This is a genomic window from Streptomyces sp. NPDC049687, assembly GCF_044465285.1.
Taxonomy (GTDB): Bacteria; Actinomycetota; Actinomycetes; order Streptomycetales; family Streptomycetaceae; genus Streptomyces.
Genome location: NZ_JBITLN010000020.1, coordinates 78337 through 97589 on the forward strand (window position 1 = coordinate 78337; position 19253 = coordinate 97589).

General features: G+C 70.5%; 18 protein-coding genes. 10 read left to right on the forward strand and 8 right to left on the reverse strand.

The annotated features are described in order from the left end of the window. Window positions 1–55 precede the first annotated feature (55 nt). The 4 genes from ACIBVL_RS39310 to ACIBVL_RS39325 all read right to left on the reverse strand — a co-directional run bounded on the left by ACIBVL_RS39310 (window position 56) and on the right by ACIBVL_RS39325 (window position 3887). Window positions 56–1537 carry a GntP family permease gene (locus tag ACIBVL_RS39310; RefSeq protein WP_399105359.1) on the reverse strand — a complete coding sequence of 494 codons (1482 nt, stop codon included), beginning with the start codon at window positions 1535–1537 and terminating at the stop codon, window positions 56–58. A gap of 111 nt (window positions 1538–1648) precedes the next feature. After that, complete coding sequence (locus tag ACIBVL_RS39315; RefSeq protein ID WP_399105361.1) at window positions 1649–2059, reverse strand: RidA family protein; 411 nt, start codon at window positions 2057–2059, stop codon at window positions 1649–1651. Continuing rightward, complete coding sequence (locus ACIBVL_RS39320) at window positions 2056–2826, reverse strand: IclR family transcriptional regulator (RefSeq protein WP_399105363.1); 771 nt, start codon at window positions 2824–2826, stop codon at window positions 2056–2058. The genes ACIBVL_RS39315 and ACIBVL_RS39320 overlap by 4 nt, the downstream gene beginning before the upstream one ends. Continuing rightward, the gene (locus tag ACIBVL_RS39325; protein ID WP_399105365.1) at window positions 2823–3887 is read right to left on the reverse strand and encodes a sugar kinase; all 1065 of its coding nucleotides are present in this window, start codon (window positions 3885–3887) and stop codon (window positions 2823–2825) included. The genes ACIBVL_RS39320 and ACIBVL_RS39325 overlap by 4 nt, the downstream gene beginning before the upstream one ends. A 111-nt stretch (window positions 3888–3998) precedes the next feature. Between ACIBVL_RS39325 and ACIBVL_RS39330 the strand changes: the two genes are divergently transcribed. Both ACIBVL_RS39330 and ACIBVL_RS39335 read left to right on the forward strand, forming a co-directional pair. After that, a complete protein-coding gene (locus ACIBVL_RS39330; RefSeq protein WP_399105367.1) occupies window positions 3999–5267 on the forward strand; it encodes an amino acid deaminase in 1269 nt (422 codons plus the stop codon). 10 nt (window positions 5268–5277) lie between these two features. Continuing rightward, window positions 5278–6888, forward strand: coding sequence for an amidohydrolase family protein (locus ACIBVL_RS39335; RefSeq protein WP_399105369.1), 1611 nt, complete (start codon window positions 5278–5280; stop codon window positions 6886–6888). 33 nt (window positions 6889–6921) lie between these two features. Here the strand turns inward: ACIBVL_RS39335 and ACIBVL_RS39340 are convergent, their stop codons facing one another. Continuing rightward, window positions 6922–7788 (reverse strand): serine protease, encoded by an 867-nt coding sequence (locus ACIBVL_RS39340; protein WP_399105371.1) that lies wholly within the window; start codon window positions 7786–7788, stop codon window positions 6922–6924. Window positions 7789–7943: 155 nt separating this feature from the next. Then, window positions 7944–8561 carry a hypothetical protein gene (locus tag ACIBVL_RS39345; RefSeq protein WP_399105373.1) on the reverse strand — a complete coding sequence of 206 codons (618 nt, stop codon included), beginning with the start codon at window positions 8559–8561 and terminating at the stop codon, window positions 7944–7946. Window positions 8562–8686: 125 nt separating this feature from the next. Between ACIBVL_RS39345 and ACIBVL_RS39350 the strand changes: the two genes are divergently transcribed. From ACIBVL_RS39350 to ACIBVL_RS39365, 4 genes are all read left to right on the forward strand, one after another. Further along, complete coding sequence (locus ACIBVL_RS39350) at window positions 8687–9898, forward strand: pyridoxal phosphate-dependent aminotransferase (protein WP_399105375.1); 1212 nt, start codon at window positions 8687–8689, stop codon at window positions 9896–9898. Between the two features lie 101 nt (window positions 9899–9999). Continuing rightward, window positions 10000–10422 (forward strand): hypothetical protein, encoded by a 423-nt coding sequence (locus ACIBVL_RS39355; protein WP_399105377.1) that lies wholly within the window; start codon window positions 10000–10002, stop codon window positions 10420–10422. Window positions 10423–10521: 99 nt separating this feature from the next. Beyond that, window positions 10522–11112 (forward strand): tetratricopeptide repeat protein, encoded by a 591-nt coding sequence (locus tag ACIBVL_RS39360; protein ID WP_399105379.1) that lies wholly within the window; start codon window positions 10522–10524, stop codon window positions 11110–11112. Continuing rightward, entirely contained in the window at window positions 11109–12362 is a 1254-nt protein-coding gene (locus tag ACIBVL_RS39365; RefSeq protein WP_399105381.1) for a glycosyltransferase 87 family protein, read from the forward strand. The genes ACIBVL_RS39360 and ACIBVL_RS39365 overlap by 4 nt, the downstream gene beginning before the upstream one ends. Here ACIBVL_RS39365 and ACIBVL_RS39370 read toward each other — a convergent pair. Continuing rightward, on the reverse strand, window positions 12305–13297 hold the full coding sequence (locus tag ACIBVL_RS39370) for a glycosyltransferase family 2 protein (protein ID WP_399105383.1): 993 nt from the start codon (window positions 13295–13297) through the stop codon (window positions 12305–12307). The genes ACIBVL_RS39365 and ACIBVL_RS39370 overlap by 58 nt on opposite strands. A 100-nt stretch (window positions 13298–13397) precedes the next feature. On the opposite strand from ACIBVL_RS39370, the gene ACIBVL_RS39375 reads away from it, so the two are divergent. Beyond that, the gene (locus tag ACIBVL_RS39375) at window positions 13398–13826 is read left to right on the forward strand and encodes a GtrA family protein (RefSeq protein ID WP_399105385.1); all 429 of its coding nucleotides are present in this window, start codon (window positions 13398–13400) and stop codon (window positions 13824–13826) included. A gap of 187 nt (window positions 13827–14013) precedes the next feature. Here ACIBVL_RS39375 and ACIBVL_RS39380 read toward each other — a convergent pair whose 3' ends face one another. After that, window positions 14014–15837, reverse strand: coding sequence for a phosphoenolpyruvate carboxykinase (GTP) (locus tag ACIBVL_RS39380; RefSeq protein WP_399105387.1), 1824 nt, complete (start codon window positions 15835–15837; stop codon window positions 14014–14016). 342 nt (window positions 15838–16179) lie between these two features. On the opposite strand from ACIBVL_RS39380, the gene ACIBVL_RS39385 reads away from it, so the two are divergent. The 3 genes from ACIBVL_RS39385 to ACIBVL_RS39395 all read left to right on the forward strand — a co-directional run bounded on the left by ACIBVL_RS39385 (window position 16180) and on the right by ACIBVL_RS39395 (window position 19223). Beyond that, window positions 16180–16893 carry a hemolysin III family protein gene (locus tag ACIBVL_RS39385; protein ID WP_399105389.1) on the forward strand — a complete coding sequence of 238 codons (714 nt, stop codon included), beginning with the start codon at window positions 16180–16182 and terminating at the stop codon, window positions 16891–16893. 123 nt (window positions 16894–17016) lie between these two features. Further along, window positions 17017–18585, forward strand: coding sequence for a DHA2 family efflux MFS transporter permease subunit (locus tag ACIBVL_RS39390; protein ID WP_399105391.1), 1569 nt, complete (start codon window positions 17017–17019; stop codon window positions 18583–18585). A 2-nt stretch (window positions 18586–18587) separates the two neighbouring features. Next, window positions 18588–19223, forward strand: a complete 636-nt coding sequence (locus ACIBVL_RS39395) for a TetR/AcrR family transcriptional regulator (RefSeq protein ID WP_399105393.1) — start codon at window positions 18588–18590, stop codon at window positions 19221–19223. Window positions 19224–19253: the final 30 nt, after the last annotated feature.

Genomic DNA, 19253 nt, shown 5'->3' on the forward strand with positions numbered 1-19253 from the left:
TATGGTCGAAGATCCTGTGCCGGACACAGCCAGCCCCTACTTCGTTACCGGAGACCTACACGAAGAGGCTCAATACGGCCGCCACCGCGAACCCCACCACCGACAGCACCGTCTCCAGCACGGTCCAGGTCTTCAGGGTGTCCCGCTCGGTGATGCCGAAGTATTTCGCCACCATCCAGAAGCCGCCGTCGTTGACGTGCGAGGCGAAAATGGACCCCGCCGAGATGGCCATGATGACGAGGGCGACGAAGGCCTGGGAGTGGTGACCCTCCGCCAGGAGCGGTGCCACGATGCCCGCCGTCGTCACGATCGCCACCGTCGCCGAGCCCTGGGCGACGCGCAGCACCACGGAGATCAGGTACGACAGCACGATCACCGGCAGCCCGACGTCGTTGAAGGTGTCCGACAGGGCCTGTGCCACCCCGCTCGCCTTCAGGACGGCGCCGAAGATCCCGCCCGCGCCGACGACCAGCAGGATGTTGCCGACCGGCTTCAACGACGCGGTGGACACCGTCTCCAGGGACTTGCGGGACCAGCCGCGCCGGATGCCGAGGAGGTAGTAGGCGAGCAGCAGGGCGATGGTGAGGGCCACGAACGGATGGCCGAAGAACTCGATCACCGAGCGGCCCGTGGAGGGGTCCAGGGCGATCGAGGAGAAGGTGGCCGCCAGGATGAGCAGCAGCGGTGTGCCGATGATGCCGAGGACCGTGCCCAGCGGCACCGGGTCCTCACGCGGGACCACTCCCTGCGCGCGCTGCTCGTCGACGACCGCCTGCTTCGCCTCCGCCGCCGCCTCGACCATGTCCTGCGGTACGGCGACGAAGAGGCGCCGCCCGATCCACGCCGAGAACGCCCACGCCGCCAGCACCGCCGGGATGCCGCAGACGACACCCATGAGGATGACCCAGCCGAGGTCCACGTGGAGGAGACCGGCGGCCGCGACCGGCCCGGGGTGCGGGGGCAGGAAGGCGTGGGTCATCGACAGGCCCGCCAGCAGCGGCAGACAGTAGAGGAGGATCGACCTGCCGCCGCGTTTGGCGGCCGCGTAGACGATCGGGGCGAGGACGAAGATGCCCACGTCGAAGAAGACCGGAATGCCGAAGATCAGGCCGGTGAGGCCCATGGCCAGCGGGGCCCGCTTCTCGCCGAAGAGGCCCAGCAGCCTCGACGCCAGCACCTCCGCCCCGCCGCTGACTTCGAGCACCGCGCCCAGCATGGTGCCCAGGCCGATGATGATCGCGACATGGCCGAGGATGCCGCCCATCCCGGACTCGATGGTGGAGACGGCGTCCGAGCGCTGCACGGTGCCGAAGAGCTCCGTGACGGACAGCCCCGCCAGCAGGCCGACGGCTATGGAGACCGCGAGGAGCGCGACGAAGGGCTGGATCCTGACCTTGATGATCAGGAAGAGGAGCAGGGCGATACCGAGGGCGGCGACCGTCAGGAGGCCGGCCGTACCGTCGATCAGGAGGAGCAGGCCACCGGTGTGGGGCGGGGCCTGGGTGGGGGCGGATGCCGCGAGTGAGGAATAGGACAATGGGGGGTCCTCTGAGTGAGTGCACGGTGCTTCTGGGCAGGGGGGATCGCGGCCCGGCGCCCACCGGTGGGGCGCCGTACCGGCGTACGGGGTGCGGGAGTCGACGAGGTCTCAGCCGAGGACGGCCAGCGCGTCGATCTCGATGAGAAGCCCGGCGGGGAGGCCGACGTAGACCGTCGTACGGGCGGCGGGCGGGGCGGTGAGGGCCTGCTCCTCGAAGTAGGCGTCGTAGATCTCGTTCAGCTCGGGGAAGTGAGCCGTGTCCGTCAGATAGACACGGATCATCATCACGTCGTCCCAGCTCGCGCCGCCCTCCTCCAGGATCGCCCTGACGTTGGCGAGGGTCTGGAGGGTCTGTTCGCGCAGGGTGGGGCCGGCGGGCGTCGGAGGCTTGCCCTCCTCGGCGGGGAGGAAGCCGACCTGGCCGGCGACCTGCAGGATGTTCCCCTTCCGCACTCCGTGGGAGAACGTGGCCGGCGGGGTGGTGTGGGTCTTGGGGGTGAGCGCGATCTTCTCGGTCACGGGGTGTCCTTCACGTCCTTCACTGGCGTTCTTCCGGAGTACTCCCCGCTGATCGTGTCCGCCGTACGGCGCACCAGCGGGCGGAGGGTGAGGAGTTCCTCGGCGGTGACGACGACGTTCGGCGCGGAGACCGACATCGCGGCGACCGTCCGGCCGTCGGCGCCCCGGATGGGGGCGGCGACGCAGTTGATGGACTCCTCGTGGCCGCCGAGGTCGGTGGCCCAGCCCTGTTCCCGCACCTTCTCCAACTCCCGCAGGAAGGCGGGGGCGTTGGGAGTGGAGCGGGCCGTGTAGAGGGGGTAGTCGAGCTTCTCGGCGACCGCCCGCCGCTCGGCCTCGGGCAGGTCGGCCAGGAGCAGCTTGGCGACGGCGGCGACCGTGATGGCGACCGGCTTGCCGATCCGTGAGTACATCCGCACCGGGTAGCGGCTCTCCACCTTGTCGATGTAGAGGACCTCTCCCTCCTCGTACACGGCGAGGTGCACGGTGTGCCCGCACTGCTCGTTCAGCCGTACCAGGTGGGGGTGGGCGATCTCGCGGATGTCGAGGTTCTCCATCGCCTCCTGGGCGAGGGCGAAGAGGCGGGCGCCGAGCCGGTAGCGCTGGTCGGACTGGCGGTAGACGAGTCCGTGCTCGTGGAGGGTGCGCAGCAGCCGCAGGGCGGTCGACTTGTGCACGCCGAGGCGGTCGGCGACCTGTCCGAGGTCGGCGGGGCCCTCGGCGAGCAGCGGCAGGATGCTCAGGGCTCGGTCGACGGTCTGGCTCATGGGGTGCGTACCTCCTCCGGGGCCGCTGCGGCTTGCGTCCAGCCGGGGCCGAGTCGAAGTGTCCCCCACGCGGTGTCGTCGAGGGCGGCGAGGCGGTCGGCGTGGTCACGGGAAGGGGGGACGGCGAGGTCGCCGGGGACGGTGAGGGCGGCGGCGGCCCACAGATGCCCGTGCCGGAGCCGGTCGCGCACCGGCAGTCCGCGCAGCGTGGCGGACAGGAAGCCGGCGGCGAAGGCGTCGCCGGCCCCGACGGCGGCGACGACGTCGACGCGCGGGGCCGGGACGTGGAGGACGCTCCCCTTGTCGAAGACGGTCGCCCCGCGCTCGCCCTGCTTGACGACGAGCACCTCCGGGCCGGGGAAGGCGGTGCGGATGGCGTCGACGCCCCTCAGGCCCCATACCTCCTCGGCCTCGTCCTCGCCGACGAAGACGAGGTCGGCGCCGCGCGCCGGCTCCAGCAGCACCTGGGGGCCGGTGTCGTCCGTCCACAGCCGGGGCCGGTGGTTGACGTCGAAGGAGACGAGCGGCCGGCCCGGCCGGGGGGCCGTGAGCTCGCGCAGCAGCCCCAGACAGTCCTCGGACAGGGCGGCCGTGATCCCCGACAGGTGCAGGACGCGTCCCGACCGCGCCGCCGCCAGGTCCACGTTGTCGACGGACATCGCGGAAGCAGCCGATCCGGCCCGGTAGTAGGCCACCTCGTGCGCGTCGGTGCCCCGGTCCCCCGCGGTGCGGAAGTAGACGCCGGTCGGACGGTCGGCGTCCCGCCGTACGGAGGTCACGTCCACCCCGTACGACGCAATCGTCTCGACGAGATGGTCGCCGAACCCGTCCGCCCCCACCCGGCTGACCCAGCGCACTGCGTGCCCGGCCGCCGCCAGCACGCAGGCCACGTTGGACTCCGCGCCGCCGATGGCCCGGTCGAAGGACGGCACGTCGGCGAGGCGGCCCGGCCGGGAGGGAAGGAAGGTGACCATGGACTCGCCGAGCGCGACGACGTCCACCGCGTCGGGGGCGTTGCGGGCTCCGGTCTCGGTCACGATCGTCGTGGCTCCGATGTCCATGGGGTCGAGGCGGCTCCGTTGACCCCGCGTTGGCCGAGATGTTAGACAGCAGTAAGCGATATACGCAATGGACGTTGCACCTACTGCAACGCTCCTCATCAGGGAGGTTCCATGAGCACCGAGGCGCTCGCCGGACTCGCCGAGGAACATGTCGACCACCGCTTCAAGGGCCTCCCGCCGGACGCCGACGGCCTCACCGTCGCCGCGCTGGCCGCCCAGCGCCGCAATCTCTTCACCGACGGCTTCGCCACCCCCGTCCTGGCCCTCTCCGCCGAGCGGCTGGAGCACAACCTGCGCCTGATGGAGACGTACGCGACCCGCCACGGCCTCGCCTTCGCCCCGCACGGCAAGACGACCATGGCGCCCCAGCTCTTCCAGCGGCAGATCGACTACGGCGCCTGGGGCATCACCCTCGCCGTCCCGCACCAGGTCCGGGTGGCCCGGGCGTACGGCATCCAGCGGGTGTTCCTCGCGAACGAGGTGGTGGACCCGGCTGCGCTGCGCTGGATCGCCGGGCAGCTGTCCGCCGACCCGGACTTCCGGCTCGTCTGTTACGTCGACTCGGTTCGGGGGGTGGAGCTGATGGACGCGGCCCTGCGCGGCGTCACGGACCGCCCCCTGGAGGTCGTGGTGGAGCTGGCGGCGGGCGAGGGCGCCCGTACCGGCGTCCGTACGGAGGCGGAGTGCGCGGCGGTCGCCGACGCGGTGGCGGCGGCCCCCACCCTGCGGCTGGTCGGGGTGGCCGGGTACGAGGGCGAGGTCCCGCGGGCCGACCCGGAGCGGGTGCGGGCCTGGCTGCTCCGGCTGGTGGCGCTCGCCGTCGACTTCGACAAGGCGGGGCGGTTCGCCGGCGTGGAGGAGATCGTCGTCAGCGCGGGCGGCAGCGCCTGGTTCGACGCGGTCGCCGGCGTCTTCGCCGAGATCCCCGCACTCTCCTCCCCGGTACTGAAGCTGCTGCGTTCGGGCGCGTACGTCTCGCACGACGACGGCCACTACCGCAGACTGACGCCCTTCAACCGGGTCCCCGAGGAGGGCGCCCTGGAGCCGGCCTTCCGTCTGTGGGCGCAGGTCGTCTCCCGCCCCTCCGCCGACCAGGCGTTCGTCAACGCGGGCAAGCGGGACGCGGCGCACGACCTCGATCTCCCGTTCGCCCAGGTGGTCCGCCGTGACGGCGTCGAGCGCCCGGCGACCGGCGTCTCGGTGACCGGACTGTCCGACCAGCACGCGTGGCTGCGGACGACCGACGAGGCGGACCTGGAGGTCGGGGACTGGCTGGGGATGGGGCTGTCCCATCCGTGCACGTCCTTCGACAAGTGGCAGCTGATCCCGCTGGTCGAGGCGGACGGCACGGTCGTCGACTACATCCGCACGTTCTTCTAGGAGGCCCGTCGTGGAGGAGCTCGTCTTCCGGGACGCGGACGTCGTGGACGGCAGCGGCGAGCCGTCGTACCGCGCCGATGTCGTCGTCGACGGCGGCAGGATCGTCTCCATCGTGCGGGAGGCGGCCGCAGCGGGCTGCCAACGGCCCATGGCACGGCGGGAGGTGGACGCGGAAGGGCTCGTCCTCTCCCCCGGCTTCATCGACATGCACGCCCACAGCGACCTGGCCCTGCTCCGCGACCCGGACCACGGTGCGAAGGCCGCGCAGGGCGTCACGCTGGAGGTCCTCGGCCAGGACGGACTGTCGTACGCCCCGGTCGACGACCGCACGCTGGAAGAGGTCCGCCGGGCGATCACGGGCTGGAACGGCTACGGCGACGACATCGACTTCGACTGGCGTTCGGTGGGCGAGTACCTGGACCGCCTGGACCGGGGCATCGCCGTCAACGCGGCCTATCTGATCCCCCAGGGCACGGTCCGCGCGCTCGCCGTCGGCTGGGAGGACCGCGAGGCGACACCCCAGGAGCTGGACCGCATGCGGCAGTTGGTCGCGGAGGGGATGGAGCAGGGCGCGGTCGGCATGTCGTCGGGGCTCACGTACACGCCCGGGATGTACGCGAAGGGCGCCGAACTGACCGAACTGTGCCGGGTGGTGGCCCGCTACGGCGGCTACTACTGCCCCCACCACCGCTCCTACGGGGCGGGCGCGCTGGAGGCGTACGCGGAGATGGTGGCCCTGACCCGCGAGGCGGACTGCCCCCTCCACCTGGCCCACGCCACCATGAACTTCGGCGTGAACAAGGGCCGGGCGCCCGAGCTGCTGGCACTGCTGGACGAGGCGCTGGCGGCCGGCGCCGACATCAGCCTGGACACGTATCCCTACACCCCCGGCTGCACCACCCTGGTGGCCCTGCTGCCGAGCTGGGCGAGCGAGGGCGGGCCGGAGGAGACCCTCGGGCGGCTCGCGGACGAGGCGACGGCCGAGCGGATCCGCCATCACATGGAGGCCGTCGGCGCCGACGGCTGCCACGGCGTCCCCGTCGAGTGGGACACGATCGAGATCTCGGGCGTGACGCGGCCGGAGCTCACGGATGCCGTCGGCCGTACGATCCAGCAGTCGGCGGACGCGCGCGGCGAGACCCCGTGGACCACCGCCCGCAGGCTCCTCCTGGACGACCGGCTCGGCCCGACGATCCTCCAGCACGTCGGGCACGAGGAGAACGTGCGGGCGATCATGCGGCATCCGGTCCACACCGGAGGCTCGGACGGCATCCTCCGAGGCGCCAAGCCGCACCCCCGCGCATACGGCACGTTCCCGCACTATCTCGGCCGATACGTAAGGGAGTTGGGTGTCCTCTCCCTGGAGGAGTGCGTAGCCCATCTCACCTCACGCCCGGCGGCCCGCCTCCGCCTCCCCGACCGTGGCCTGGTCCGCGAGGGCTACAAGGCGGACCTCGTGCTCTTCGACCCGGCCACCGTGGCGGCGGGCTCGACCTTCGAGAAGCCTCGGACACCTCCGACCGGCATCCCCCACGTCCTGGTCGACGGCCGTTTCGTCATCGAGGACGGCCGCCGGACGGACACCCTGGCGGGCCGGGCGGTCCGTCGCAGTCCCATGTGACGGAACGCCCCTGCGTACCCTGCGGCGCGTGCCCTACGGCTTCGGCAGGGTGCAGGCGCTCGCGTTCAGGTTGAGCTGGTTGCCGGTCGTGAAGCAGGCCGGGATCTGGTAGATCTCCTGGGCGTAGTTGATGCCCTCGCGGACGGTGACGTTGCCGCTCGCGTCGACCTCGCACGGGTTGTTCTCCGTGCAGGTCTGGCCGTCCTCGTTGCCGGTGTTGTTGACGGCGACGACCTTGCCGGTGGACTGGTCGATCACCGGCGAGCCGGAGGTGCCGCCGATGGTCTGGCAGGCCGAGGTGTAACGGACTGAGTCCTTCCAGGTCCAGTCGCCCTCCTTCAGCCGGTACACGAACCCGTCGATGTTGCAGTTGTAGAGCGTCTTCCAGTAGCCGGACGCCACGGTGATGGCGGTGCCGGCGGTCGGGTGGGTGGCCTGCACGGTCAGCGCGGAGATCCCGTAGGAGCTCTTGATCGTCGCGTAGGTGCTGGTGAGCTGGTAGATCGAGACGTCCGTGTCGGTCATCGTCGCGTAGGCGAGCTTGCTTGCGCGCAGCGTCGCGACCCGCGTGCCGGCGGAGTTGAGCAGCCCGAAGGTACGGGTGGAGGTCTGGTTGGTGACGACCTCGCCCGGGTCCAGGAAGCCGGAGGTCAGGCAGTGACCGTTGCTGAGCACCAGTGCGGGGTCGGTGTCCAGGGAGTTCGGGAAGCGGATGACCGATCCCGAACAGTTGCTGAGCGCCACGGTCCCGGCGAGGTTGACCGCCTGGAGCGTCGGCGCGGCCGCCTTGGTCTGCGCCTTGGCCGCGGGCTCCGCGCTCACGGGTGCCGCGACCGCGGGTGCCGCACCGGCCCCGGCGACGGCCAGGGCGAAAACGACGGCAACGAGAGGCTTTCTCATGTGGGGGTCCCCTCTTACGACAAGGCGACCGGAGATCTTCCGGCCGCCCGCTGTTTTGTCATGCGCATTGTTAGTGCACACAGAGGAGAGAACAAGGGTCGCCTTTCAGCCACCGGAGTCCACAGAGGCATCACCCGACTCGGTAGGCACCCGGCCTACCGGCCGCCTTTTCCCGCTCCCCGCCCCTTCCCGGCCTTCCCCTTCGCCGCCCCGGAGGCCGAAGCGGAGGTCGAGCCGCTCACCGCCGGACTGCCGGCAACCCCGGCCGACGACGAAGCCGGCGGCGAGCCGGACGCCGTGGCCCCGGACCGCACCGAACCCTCGCTCGGCGACGCGGACGCGCTCGCGGCCCCGGCGGAGCCGCTCGCGGACGGGGACTCCGACGGGCTCACCGTGTCACCGGACGCCGAGCGCGTACCCCCGTGCTCGCTTTGCTCCACCCCCGCCGGCGAACCGGAGGAGGTGAGGGACACCCCCGCCACCAGGGCGGCCAGCGACACCGCGCCCACCGCCCCCGCCGCGGCCACCACCCGCCGCGAGCGCCGGCCGCCCGTCCGGCGCGCGGCGCGCCGGCGTTCCGCCCGGCCGGCCGGAACGTCGCCCTCGACGGGAGCGATCCGCGGCAGCTGCTGGGTCTCGTCGTACGCGTTCTGCCACCCGTGCGCCGCCGCCGGATCGGCGTACCGCTCGTACGACGACGGGTCGGTCTCGGCGTCGGGGTGGTACACGATCGGCCGCACCGGGGGCACGCCACTCTCACCTGGCCTGGACATGGCCGCGCATTGTAGGGACGGGTGGGGTCCCTGGGACAGCCGCGGGCGATAACCGAACAAATCACCCGACCCGCGTGGCGAGAAACACGCCCCAAGGAGCGTTACCGAGCCGTAAGCTCCCAGACATGCAGGTGATCCAGTCGACCAAGCTCGCCAATGTCTGTTACGAGATCCGGGGTCCGGTTCTCGAGGAGGCGATGCGTCTCGAAGCGGCTGGTCACCGCATTCTGAAGCTGAACACCGGCAATCCGGCCGCCTTCGGCTTCGAGGCCCCGCCGGAGATCCTGGAGGACGTCCTCCGCAACGTCTCGACGGCGCACGGCTACGGCGACGCCAAGGGACTGCTGGCCGCGCGCAGGGCCGTCGTGATGCACAACCAGACACTCGGGATAGAGACGGACGTCGAGCACGTCTTCATCGGCAACGGCGTCTCCGAGCTGATCGTGATGGCGATGCAGGGGCTGCTGGACGACGGGGACGAGGTGCTCGTGCCGTCGCCCGACTATCCGCTGTGGACGGCCGCCGTGTCGCTCTCCGGCGGTACGGCCGTCCACTACCGCTGCGACGAGCAGTCGGACTGGATGCCCGACCTCGCGGACGTCGAGCGCAAGGTCACCGACCGCACCAAGGCGATCGTGATCATCAACCCGAACAATCCGACGGGGGCGGTGTACGACAGGGCGATGGTCCAGGGGCTGACCGACATCGCGCGGCGCCACAACCTGCTCGTCTGCTCCGACGAGATCTACGACAAGATCCTCTACGACGGCGCCACGCACACGCCGACCGCCGCCGTGGCCCCGGACCTGCTGACGCTCACGTTCAACGGGATGTCGAAGGCCTACCGGGTGGCCGGCTACCGGGTCGGCTGGATGTCGATCTCCGGCCCGCGCGCGCACGCCGACTCCTACATCGAGGGCCTGACGATCCTGGCGAACATGCGCCTGTGCGCGAACATGCCGGGCCAGCACGGAGTCGTGGCCGCCCTCAGCGGACGGCAGTCCATCAACGACCTGGTGCTCCCGGGCGGGCGGCTCAAGGAGCAGATGGACACGGCGTACGAGCTGCTGACGCAGATCCCGGGGGTGACGTGCGTACGGCCGAAGGGGGCGCTGTATCTGTTCCCCCGGCTCGACCCCACCGTCTTCAAGATCAAGGACGACCGGCAGATGGTCCTGGACCTGCTGCGGCAGGAGAAGATCATGGTCGTCCAGGGCACCGGCTTCAACTGGCCGGAGCCGGACCACTTCCGGGTGGTGACCCTGCCGACGGCGACGGATCTGCGGGACGCCGTGGGCCGCATCGGACGCTTCCTCGACGGCTACGGCCAGCCCTGAGCTCACGATCGGTGAGCATTCGTCCTGTTCTGTGAACGGCTCAACTTTAGACGAAATCTAAGCTAGGATGGCTTCCTGTCAGAGCACAGGAGGCCATCCTCATGTACGAGCCGATCCGCACCAAGTCGGTCCACAGCACGATGGCCGGCGCCTCGGACTTCCCCCACCGCTCCCGCGAGGAGGAGCTGGACATTCAGCTCGCCGGTCATCTCGCGGCGCTGCTCGCCGTCACGGACGAACTGCGCGGACCGGCACCGTCCGCCGATCTCGACGCCGCGGCCGCACGGCTCGCGCAGCAGGTGACCCGGTTGCGGGGAGGACGGACGCCGGTCCGCGCCGCCCCCTCCGCCGGCCGCATGTCCCGCCGCGCGGCCCTGCACCAGCGGGCGCACTCCCTCGCCGGGCGCGCCCTGGTCGTCGCCGCGTCCCGCGCGGACACGGCGGCGGCGATCCTGGCGGCGGAGCGCATGGACGCGCACGCCGCCGCCCTGGCAGAGGAGAAGGAACTGAGCACCGCCGGCTGACCCTCCGGGGTCCCCCAGACGGCCCCGGTCCGCGTGCACCCGCAGCGACGCGCGGACCGGGCGCCATATTTTTTTCTGCGTTTGTCGTAATTTGACACGGTGAAACGCAGGCATTTGTTGGTCATGCTCACCGCTGCGGCCGCGGTCGCCACCGCAGTGATGGCGTGGGCGGTGCATTCCCACGCGGCGGCGACCCCGGAGTCCCCGGCCGCCCGGCCGTCGGTGAATCCGACGAGCCAGGCCGCCGCACTGGTCCAGGTCGGCCTTCTGCTGCAGGGGAGCCACGATTCCGAAGGGGCCGTCCGTACGTACCAGCAGGTGCTGAGACTGGACCCGCGGAACAAGTTCGCCTGGTACAACCTGGGCGTCATCGCCCATGAGGGCGGACGGACGGCCGAGGCCCGCACGGCCTACGAGAAGTCCCTGAAGATCGATCCGACCTTCGTGTCGGCCCTCTTCAACGAGGCGATCCTGCTGAAGCCGAGCGATCCCGACCGCGCCATGGGACTCCTGGAACGCGTCGTCGGCATCGAGCCACAGGCGGCCTCGGCCCATCTGCACCTCGGGGAGATCTGGGCGCGCAAGAACCGCGGCCGGGAAGCCGCGGAGGAATTCCGTCTGGCCATGACGGCCGATCCCTCGCTCCGTTCCGAAGTGCCGGCACCGTTCAGGAACGGGAGCACGACATGACGTCCAACGCCTCGCCGGTGCGGGTCGACCGGACGGTGCTTGCGCTGGCCGCGTACACGACCGTGGTGGCAGCCCTCTCGGCCCGCGTCTTCCTGATGGCCGACAAGTCGGGGGACTACGTCACCTTTCTCGAGCCCTGGACCCGGCACATCGCCGACCACGGCGGGTTCCAGGCCCTCGCCGACCCCGGCTTCTCGGACTACAACGTCCCCTACCTCTACCTGCTGGCCGCGCTGACCTACCTGCCGCTGTCCCCGTTGACGGGCATCAAGTGCGTCTCGATCCTCTTCGACCTGGCACTGGCGTACACCACCTTCCGGATCGTCGCCCGGCTCCGGCCCACCCCTTCCTGGGCGGCGTTCGGCGCGGGCGCGGTGGTGCTCTTCCTGCCGACCGTCGTGACCAACAGCGGCTGGTGGGGACAGTGCGACGCCGTCTACGCGGCCTTCCTGGTCGGTGGAATCCACCAGGTGCTGCGCCACCGGCCGTGGTGGGCGTGCACGTTCTTCGGGGTCGCGCTGGCGTTCAAGTTCCAGGCCGTGTTCCTCTTCCCGTTCCTGCTCGTGCTGGTGCTGCTGGGCCGGGTGCCGTGGCGGAGCCTGCTCGCCGTTCCGGGGGCGTACCTCGTCCTCGACCTGCCCGCTCTCGCGCTCGGCGCCGACCCGTGGCGGCTGCTGACGGTCTACGCCCGGCAGACGGGCACCTACCGCCTGTTGTCCGTCAACGCGCCGTCCCTCTACGAGTTCGTCTCGGTGCCCGGTGACACGGACGCCGTGCGCACGGCGGGTGTGCTGGTCGCGGGGACGCTCGTGGCGCTCCTGGCCGCACTGACGGTGTGGGCCCTGCGGCGCGGCCGGCCCGACGGGCCCCGACCCACCGACACCCAGGTCGTGTTGACGGCCGTCTGCTCCGCGATCGTGGTGCCCTTCCTGCTGCCCTCGATGCACGAGCGGTACTTCTATGTCGCGGACGTGCTCACCGTGACGGCCGCGTTCGCGCTGCCCCGGCGGCTCTGGTATGTGCCGGTGCTGGTTCAGCTCGCCTCGTTCGGCAGCTATCTGAAGTGCAACTCCGGGCAGCTGGCACCGTATCTGTCGATGCCCGCGCACAGCGCGCTGATGCTGCTGGCGCTGCTGGCCGTGGTCCGTACGACCGCCCGCGAGCTGCGCCGGGGGCGGGAGCCGGGGGTGTCCTACGAACGTCCCGCGACCGCCGCGGGAACCCGGTCACCGGTGTCCTCGGCCACGTAGTACGTCGGGCGTTGCTGGGCGGCGGTGTAGAGACGGCCGATGTACTCGCCCAGCACGCCCAGGCAGATGAGCTGGACGGCGCCGACGAAGAGCACGGCGATGATCAGCGAGGTCCAGCCGCGGGTGGTGTCGCCCGCCGCGTACACGGCCAGCGTGTAGCCGACCATGGCGAGGCAGACGCAGAAGGCGAGCGTGCCGAGCCAGACGGCCAGCCGCAGCGGGGCGACGGAGAAGCTGATGACGCTGTCGACCGCCAGCAGGACCATCTTGCGCAGGGGGTACTTGGTGCGACCGGCGACGCGGGGGTCGCGGCGGTAGACGACCTCGCCGCTGGGGAAGCCGAACCAGGGCATGAGGAGCCGGTACACCTGCGGTTGGTCGGGCAGGGCCCGCAGGGCGTCGAGGGCGTTGCGCGACAGCAGCCGGAAGTCGCCGGCCTGGGCGGAGACATGGTCGCCGACCATGCGGCGCATGAGCCAGTAGTAGACGGCGGCGGTACGGCGTTTGAAGCCGGTGTCGCTGGAGCGGTTGCCGCGCACGCCGTAGACGATGTCCAGGTGCCGGGAGCGGGCCAGCGCGAGCATCTCGGGGATCTTCTCCGGGGGATCCTGGAGGTCGGCGTCGAGGCTCGCCGCGTAGTGGCCGCGGGCGTGGTGCAGGCCGGCGGTCAGCGCGGCCTGGTGTCCGCTGTTGCGGCGCAGTCGCACCACCCGCAGCTGGGGCCAGCCGTCCCGCAGGCGCGCCAGTTGACCGGCCGTGCCGTCCGTGGAACCGTCGTCCACCGCGAGGACCTCGTACGTCTCCCCCGTCCCGTCGAGCACCGGCCGCAGCCGCTCCGCCAGAGCGGGCAGGGCCTCTTCCTCGTTGAACATCGGGATCACGACCGACAGCTCGACCGACGGCTCGACCTGCACCTCGACTGACGACTCGATCATGCGGCGGTCCCTGTACGTCTCCGGAGCGGGCCGGGGTAGCGAAAAGCGCCCGGCTTGCTCACCTACGGTAATATTTGCTCACTTACCGTACAATGCTGGGATGGCTCAGCGCGCCCAGACACACGCACCCCGCCCCGCCGCCGGGGTGGCCCAGCAGCTCCCCCTGTTCGCGGTCATCGGTGTGCTGTCCACCCTCGCCCATCTCGGCCTGTTCACGGCGCTGCGGCCGGTGCTCGACGCCCAGCTCGCCAACCTGGTCGCGCTGCTGGTCACCACGGTGGCGAACACCGCCGCCAACCGCCGGTTCACCTTCCGGGTGCGCGGCACGGAGGGAGCCGCCCGGCATCAGCTCCAGGGGCTGGTGGCCTTCGCCGCCGGGCTCGCGCTCAGCAGCGGCGCCCTGGCGTTGGTGCACCGGACCCTGTCGGACTCGACGTCCGTTGAGGTCGGCGCACTGATCGTCGCCAATGGCGCCGCGACGGTGCTGCGTTTCACGCTGCTGCGGATGTGGGTCTTCGCGCCACGGTGAGACGGGCGAAGGCCTGCCGTCACCTCCCGTCGGGGCGGACGGGCGTGACGACAGGCCTGTGGCTCCCCACGCCGTTGTGCGGAACCTCGCCGGTCTGTGGTGCGGTTGGTGCTGTCACCGCGGCCGGCTGTGACGATGGAGCTGGTCAGGGCACGATCGGCGCCGGCCGCGGCGTAGGGGGAGGGCGTCAGCCCAGGCGCTGCACCAGAGCGTGGTACTCGTCCCACAGCTCCTTCGGGGTGTGGTCGCCGAAGGTGTTGAGGTGCTCGGGGACCAGTGCGGCCTCCTCGCGCCAGATCTCCTTGTCGACCGTGAGGAGGAAGTCGAGGTCGGCGTCGGCCAGATCGAGCCCCTTGGTGTCGAGGGCCTCCTTGGTCGGCAGGATGCCGATCGGGGTCTCGACGCCCTCGGCCTTGCCCTCGAGGCGCTCGACGATCCACTTCAGGACGCGGCTGTTCTCGCCGAAGCCGGGCCAGACGAACTTGCCCTCGTCGTTCTTGCGGAACCAGTTGACGTAGTAGATCTTCGGCAGCTTCGCCTGGTCCTTGCCCTTGGCGACGTCGACCCAGTGGCCCATGTAGTCGCCCATGTTGTAGCCGCAGAACGGCAGCATGGCGAAGGGGTCGCGGCGCAGTTCGCCGACCTTGCCCTCGGCGGCGGCGGTCTTCTCGGAGGCCACGTTCGCGCCGAGGAAGACGCCGTGGTTCCAGTCGAAGGACTCCGTCACCAGCGGGACCGCGCTGGCGCGGCGCCCGCCGAAGAGGATCGCCGAGATCGGCACGCCCTTGGGGTCCTCCCACTCGGGCGCGATGATCGGGCACTGCGAGGCGGGCACGGTGAAGCGGGCGTTGGGGTGGGCGGCGGGGGTCTCCGAGGACGGAGTCCAGTCGTTGCCCTTCCAGTCGGTGAGGTGGGCCGGGGTCTCCTCCGTCATGCCCTCCCACCAGATGTCGTTGTCGTCGGTCAGCGCCACGTTGGTGAAGACCGAGTTGCCCCACAGGGTCTTCATCGCGTTGGCGTTGGTGTGCTCACCGGTGCCGGGCGCGACGCCGAAGAAGCCGGCCTCGGGGTTGATCGCGTAGAGGCGGCCGTCCTCGCCGAAGCGCATCCAGGCGATGTCGTCGCCGATCGTCTCGACCGTCCAGCCGGAGATCGTCGGCTCCAGCATGGCGAGGTTGGTCTTGCCGCAGGCGGACGGGAAGGCGGCGGCGACGTACTTGGACTCGCCCTGCGGCGGGGTGAGCTTGAGGATGAGCATGTGCTCGGCCAGCCAGCCCTCGTCGCGGGCCATGACGGAGGCGATGCGCAGGGCGTAGCACTTCTTGCCGAGCAGCGCGTTGCCGCCGTAGCCGGAGCCGTAGGACCATATCTCGCGGCCCTCGGGGAAGTGCGAGATGTACTTGGTGGAGTTGCACGGCCACGGGACGTCCGCCTGGCCCTCCTCGAGGGGGGCGCCGAGCGTGTGGACGGCCTTCACGAAGAAACCGTCGGAGCCCAGCTCGTCCAGGACGGGCTGTCCCATGCGGGTCATGGTGCGCATGGAGACCGCGACATAGGCGGAGTCGGTGATCTCGACCCCGATCGCGGAGAGGTCCGAGCCGAGGGGACCCATGCAGAACGGGACGACGTACATCGTCCGGCCCCGCATCGATCCGCGGAAGACGCCCTTCTCACCGGCGAAGATCTCCCGCATCTCGGCGGGGGCCTTCCAGTGGTTGGTCGGGCCGGCGTCCTCCTCCTTCTCGGAGCAGATGAACGTCCGGTCCTCGACCCGGGCGACATCGGTCGGGTCGGAAGCGGCGTAGTAGGAGTTGGGGCGCTTGATCGGGTCGAGGCGTTTGAAGGTGCCCTTCTCGACGAGCTCCCCGCACAGTCGCTCGTACTCGGCCTCGGATCCGTCACACCAGACCACGCTGTCCGGCTGCGTCAGTTCGGCGATCTCGTTGACCCACGAGATCAGTTCCTGATGGTTGGTGGGGATGACGGTGGGAGCCGCGATGTCGCGCGCCACGATCGCTCCTAAATGAGGGGTTTTGTGTTGGAGGCCCCGTGGGGGCTGCGGCCCGGATGCTGCTTCACGGGTTCGACCTCTGGGCGCTCATCCGGTGCCGACCGCACTCATCTGATCATCCGACGCTCGCGCCCATCTGTCCAGACGGCGTCACAGGTGAGCAGAGTGAGGATTGCCACGCATAACCGCGTCTCTTTGCGTCCACTTGGCGTTCAGCGGAAGATTCCTTGAGATGAAGCAGGGAGGCGTGGCTGCACGGCACCGTGAGATGATGGCCACTCTTCGCCGCTTAACCGGCTTGATTGATCCGTAACTTACGGTTCCGTAGGTACGATGCGGCCCATGACTGCGCCCGTTCCCGACGCGCCCACGGACACGCCGGCCGCCGGCCGTGGTCCCGTCGCGCTCTCCCTGCCGCATCCGGTCAAACCCAAGCTGCGCGGCTGGCTGCACCTCGCGATGTTTCCGGCCGCACTCATCGCCGGCCTGGTCCTCACCGCCCTCGCGGACTCCACCCGGGGCCGGATCGCCTGCGGCATCTACGCCCTCACCGCCTGCCTGCTGTTCGGCGTGAGCGCGCTCTACCACCGCGGCGACTGGAGCCCGCGCATGGACGGCGTCCTGCGCCGCCTGGACCACGCGAACATCTTCCTGATCATCGCCGGCACCTACACCCCGCTGACCCTGCTGCTCCTGCCGGAGTCCAAGGGCCAGTGGCTGCTGTGGAGCATCTGGGGCGCGGCGCTGGCGGGCATCGCCTTCCGGGTCTTCTGGGTCGGCGCCCCGCGCTGGCTCTACACGCCGTGCTACATCGCGATGGGCTGGGCGGCGGTGTTCTTCCTCCCGGACTTCATGCGCACGGGCGGCATCGCCGTGCTGGTCCTGGTGATCGTCGGCGGGCTGCTCTACAGCGCGGGCGGCGTGATCTACGGCATCCAGCGGCCGAACCCCTCACCGCGCTGGTTCGGCTTCCACGAGGTCTTCCACTCCCTCACGCTCGCCGCGTTCGTCGTCCACTACGTCGGCATCTCGCTGGTGGCGTATCAGCACGCGTAGGGTCGGTTTTCCGCCTACTTCCCGCCTCCTTCCTGGCCACGGCTTGCGAGCCGTGGCCATTTTCATGCTCTGACATCGGGGAGAGTTTGACAGTAACTGGATTTTGATAGCTACTGTCATTTCATGGTTACTGTCACGAACGCTTCGGAGGCGGGGCGCGACCCCCGCCGTTGGTGGGCCCTCGGCGCCCTGGTCGCGAGCATGCTCACGCTCGGCTTCGACATGACGATCCTCAACGTGGCCCTGCCGACCATGGCCGGGCAACTCGACGCGACCACCGGCGAGCAGCAGTGGATGGCGGACTCCTACGTCGTCGTCTTCGCGGCACTGATGCTCCCGGCCGGCCTGCTGGGCGACCGCTTCGGACGGCGCCGGATGCTCATCACCGGCCTCGCGATCTTCCTCGTCGGCTCCGGTATGGGCGCGCTGGCCGAGGACGTGAACTGGGTGATCGCGGCCCGCGCGCTGATGGGCGTCGGCGGCGCGCTGGTCACCCCGCTCGCGCTGTCGGTGCTGCCGTCCCTGTTCCGGCCCGAGGAGCGCACCAAGGCCGTGGGCATCGTCTCCGCCGCCTCGACCCTCGGTCTGCCGCTCGGTCCGATCATCGGCGGCTGGCTGCTCAACCACTTCTGGTGGGGCTCGGTCTTCCTGATCAACCTGCCGATGGCCGCGATCGGCATCGCCGCCTGCGTCCTGCTGCTGCCGGAGACCCGCGACCCCGCCTCGCCCCGGGTCGACACCGTCTCCACCGCGCTCACCGCGACCGGACTCGGCGCGCTCATCTACGCGATCATCGAGGCGCCCACCCGGGGCTGGGGCGACCCCCTGGTGCTCGCGATGTCCGCCGCAGCCGTCGTCCTGATCACCGTGCTCGTCCTGCGTGAGCGGCGGGCCGTGCGGCCCATGCTGGACATGGGGCTGCTGGCCCAGCGCGGATTCCTGTTCAACACGCTCGCCGCGACCCTGGTGATGTTCGTCCTGTCCGGCCTGCTCTTCGTCCTGCCGCCCTACCTCCAGGCCGTCCTCGGCCATGACGCCCTCGGCACCGGGGTGCGGCTGCTGCCGATGATGGGCGGGCTGATGGTCGCCGCGCGGGCCGCGCAGCCGGTCGTCGACCGCTTCGGCCCACGGGCCGTGGTCAGCGCGGGACTCGTCGTCCTCGCCTTCGCCGCGCTCCTGGGCAGCCGTACGACGGGCGACTCGGGCTACGGCTTCACCGCGCTGTGGCTGTCCGTCGCCGGCCTCGGCTTCGGGTTCTCGGTGGTGCCCGCGATGTCCGGCGCCCTCGGCACCCTGCCCGCCGACCGGGCCGGCAGCGGCTCCGGACTGCTGATGACCCTGCGTCAGGTCGGCAGCGCCATCGGCATCGCCCTTCTCGGCAGCCTGCTGGCGAGCGCCTACCGGGACCGCCTCGACGTGACCGGCCTGCCCGCCGGACTCACCGACACCGCGGGGGACTCGGTGGTCGCCGCACATCTGATCGCCGAGAGGACCGGCTCGGCGCACCTCGCGGCCTCCGCGAACGGCGCCTACGTCCACGGCATGACCCTGGCCCTGCTGGTATGCGGAATCGCCGCCCTCGTCTCGGCGCTGCTGTCGGCGGCCTTCCTGCCGGGGACGGCTGGGACGACCGGGAGGCGCCGTACGGAAAGCGGAGGCCCCGAGATGGCCGCGGTGAAGACGGATGCCTGACAATGACTCCCATGACGGCCGCACGCACCTCCTCCGCCGACCGCCCCGGGCCGAGCCTCCGTGAGCGCAAGAAGATCAAGACCCGCGAAGCGATCCGCACGGCGATGTACGCGCTGGTGGAGGAGCAGGGTTACGACGCCACGACGATCGACCAGATCGCCGAACGCGCCGAGGTGTCGCCGTCGACGGTCTTCCGGTACTTCCCGACCAAGGAGGACATCGTCCTCACCGACGAGTACGACCCGGTCATCGTGGAGGAACTGCGCGCCCGGCCGGCGGACGAGCCGTGGCCCGAGACCATCCGGCACGTGATACTGCTGGCGGCCCGCCAGGCCTTCCAGGACGACCCCGAGGTCGCGCGGATGCGCAGCCACCTGGTCGTCCATGTGCCCGCGGTGCGCTCGCGGATGATGCAGAGCATGTCGGTCACCGGCCGCATGCTCTGCTCCGCGATCGGCGAGCGCACCGGCCGCGACCCGGAGAGCCTGGAAGTCCGCGTGTACGCGATGTCCCTCGTCGGCGGGCTGATGGAAACCTCCCTGTACTGGGGCGAGCGGGACCACCGGGACGACTTCGTCGACCTCGTCAAGCGCACCCTGGACGTCCTGGAGCACGGTCTCCCCGGGCAGAACCCCTGAGACCGGCGCTCCTCCCCCGTGCCATCCTGA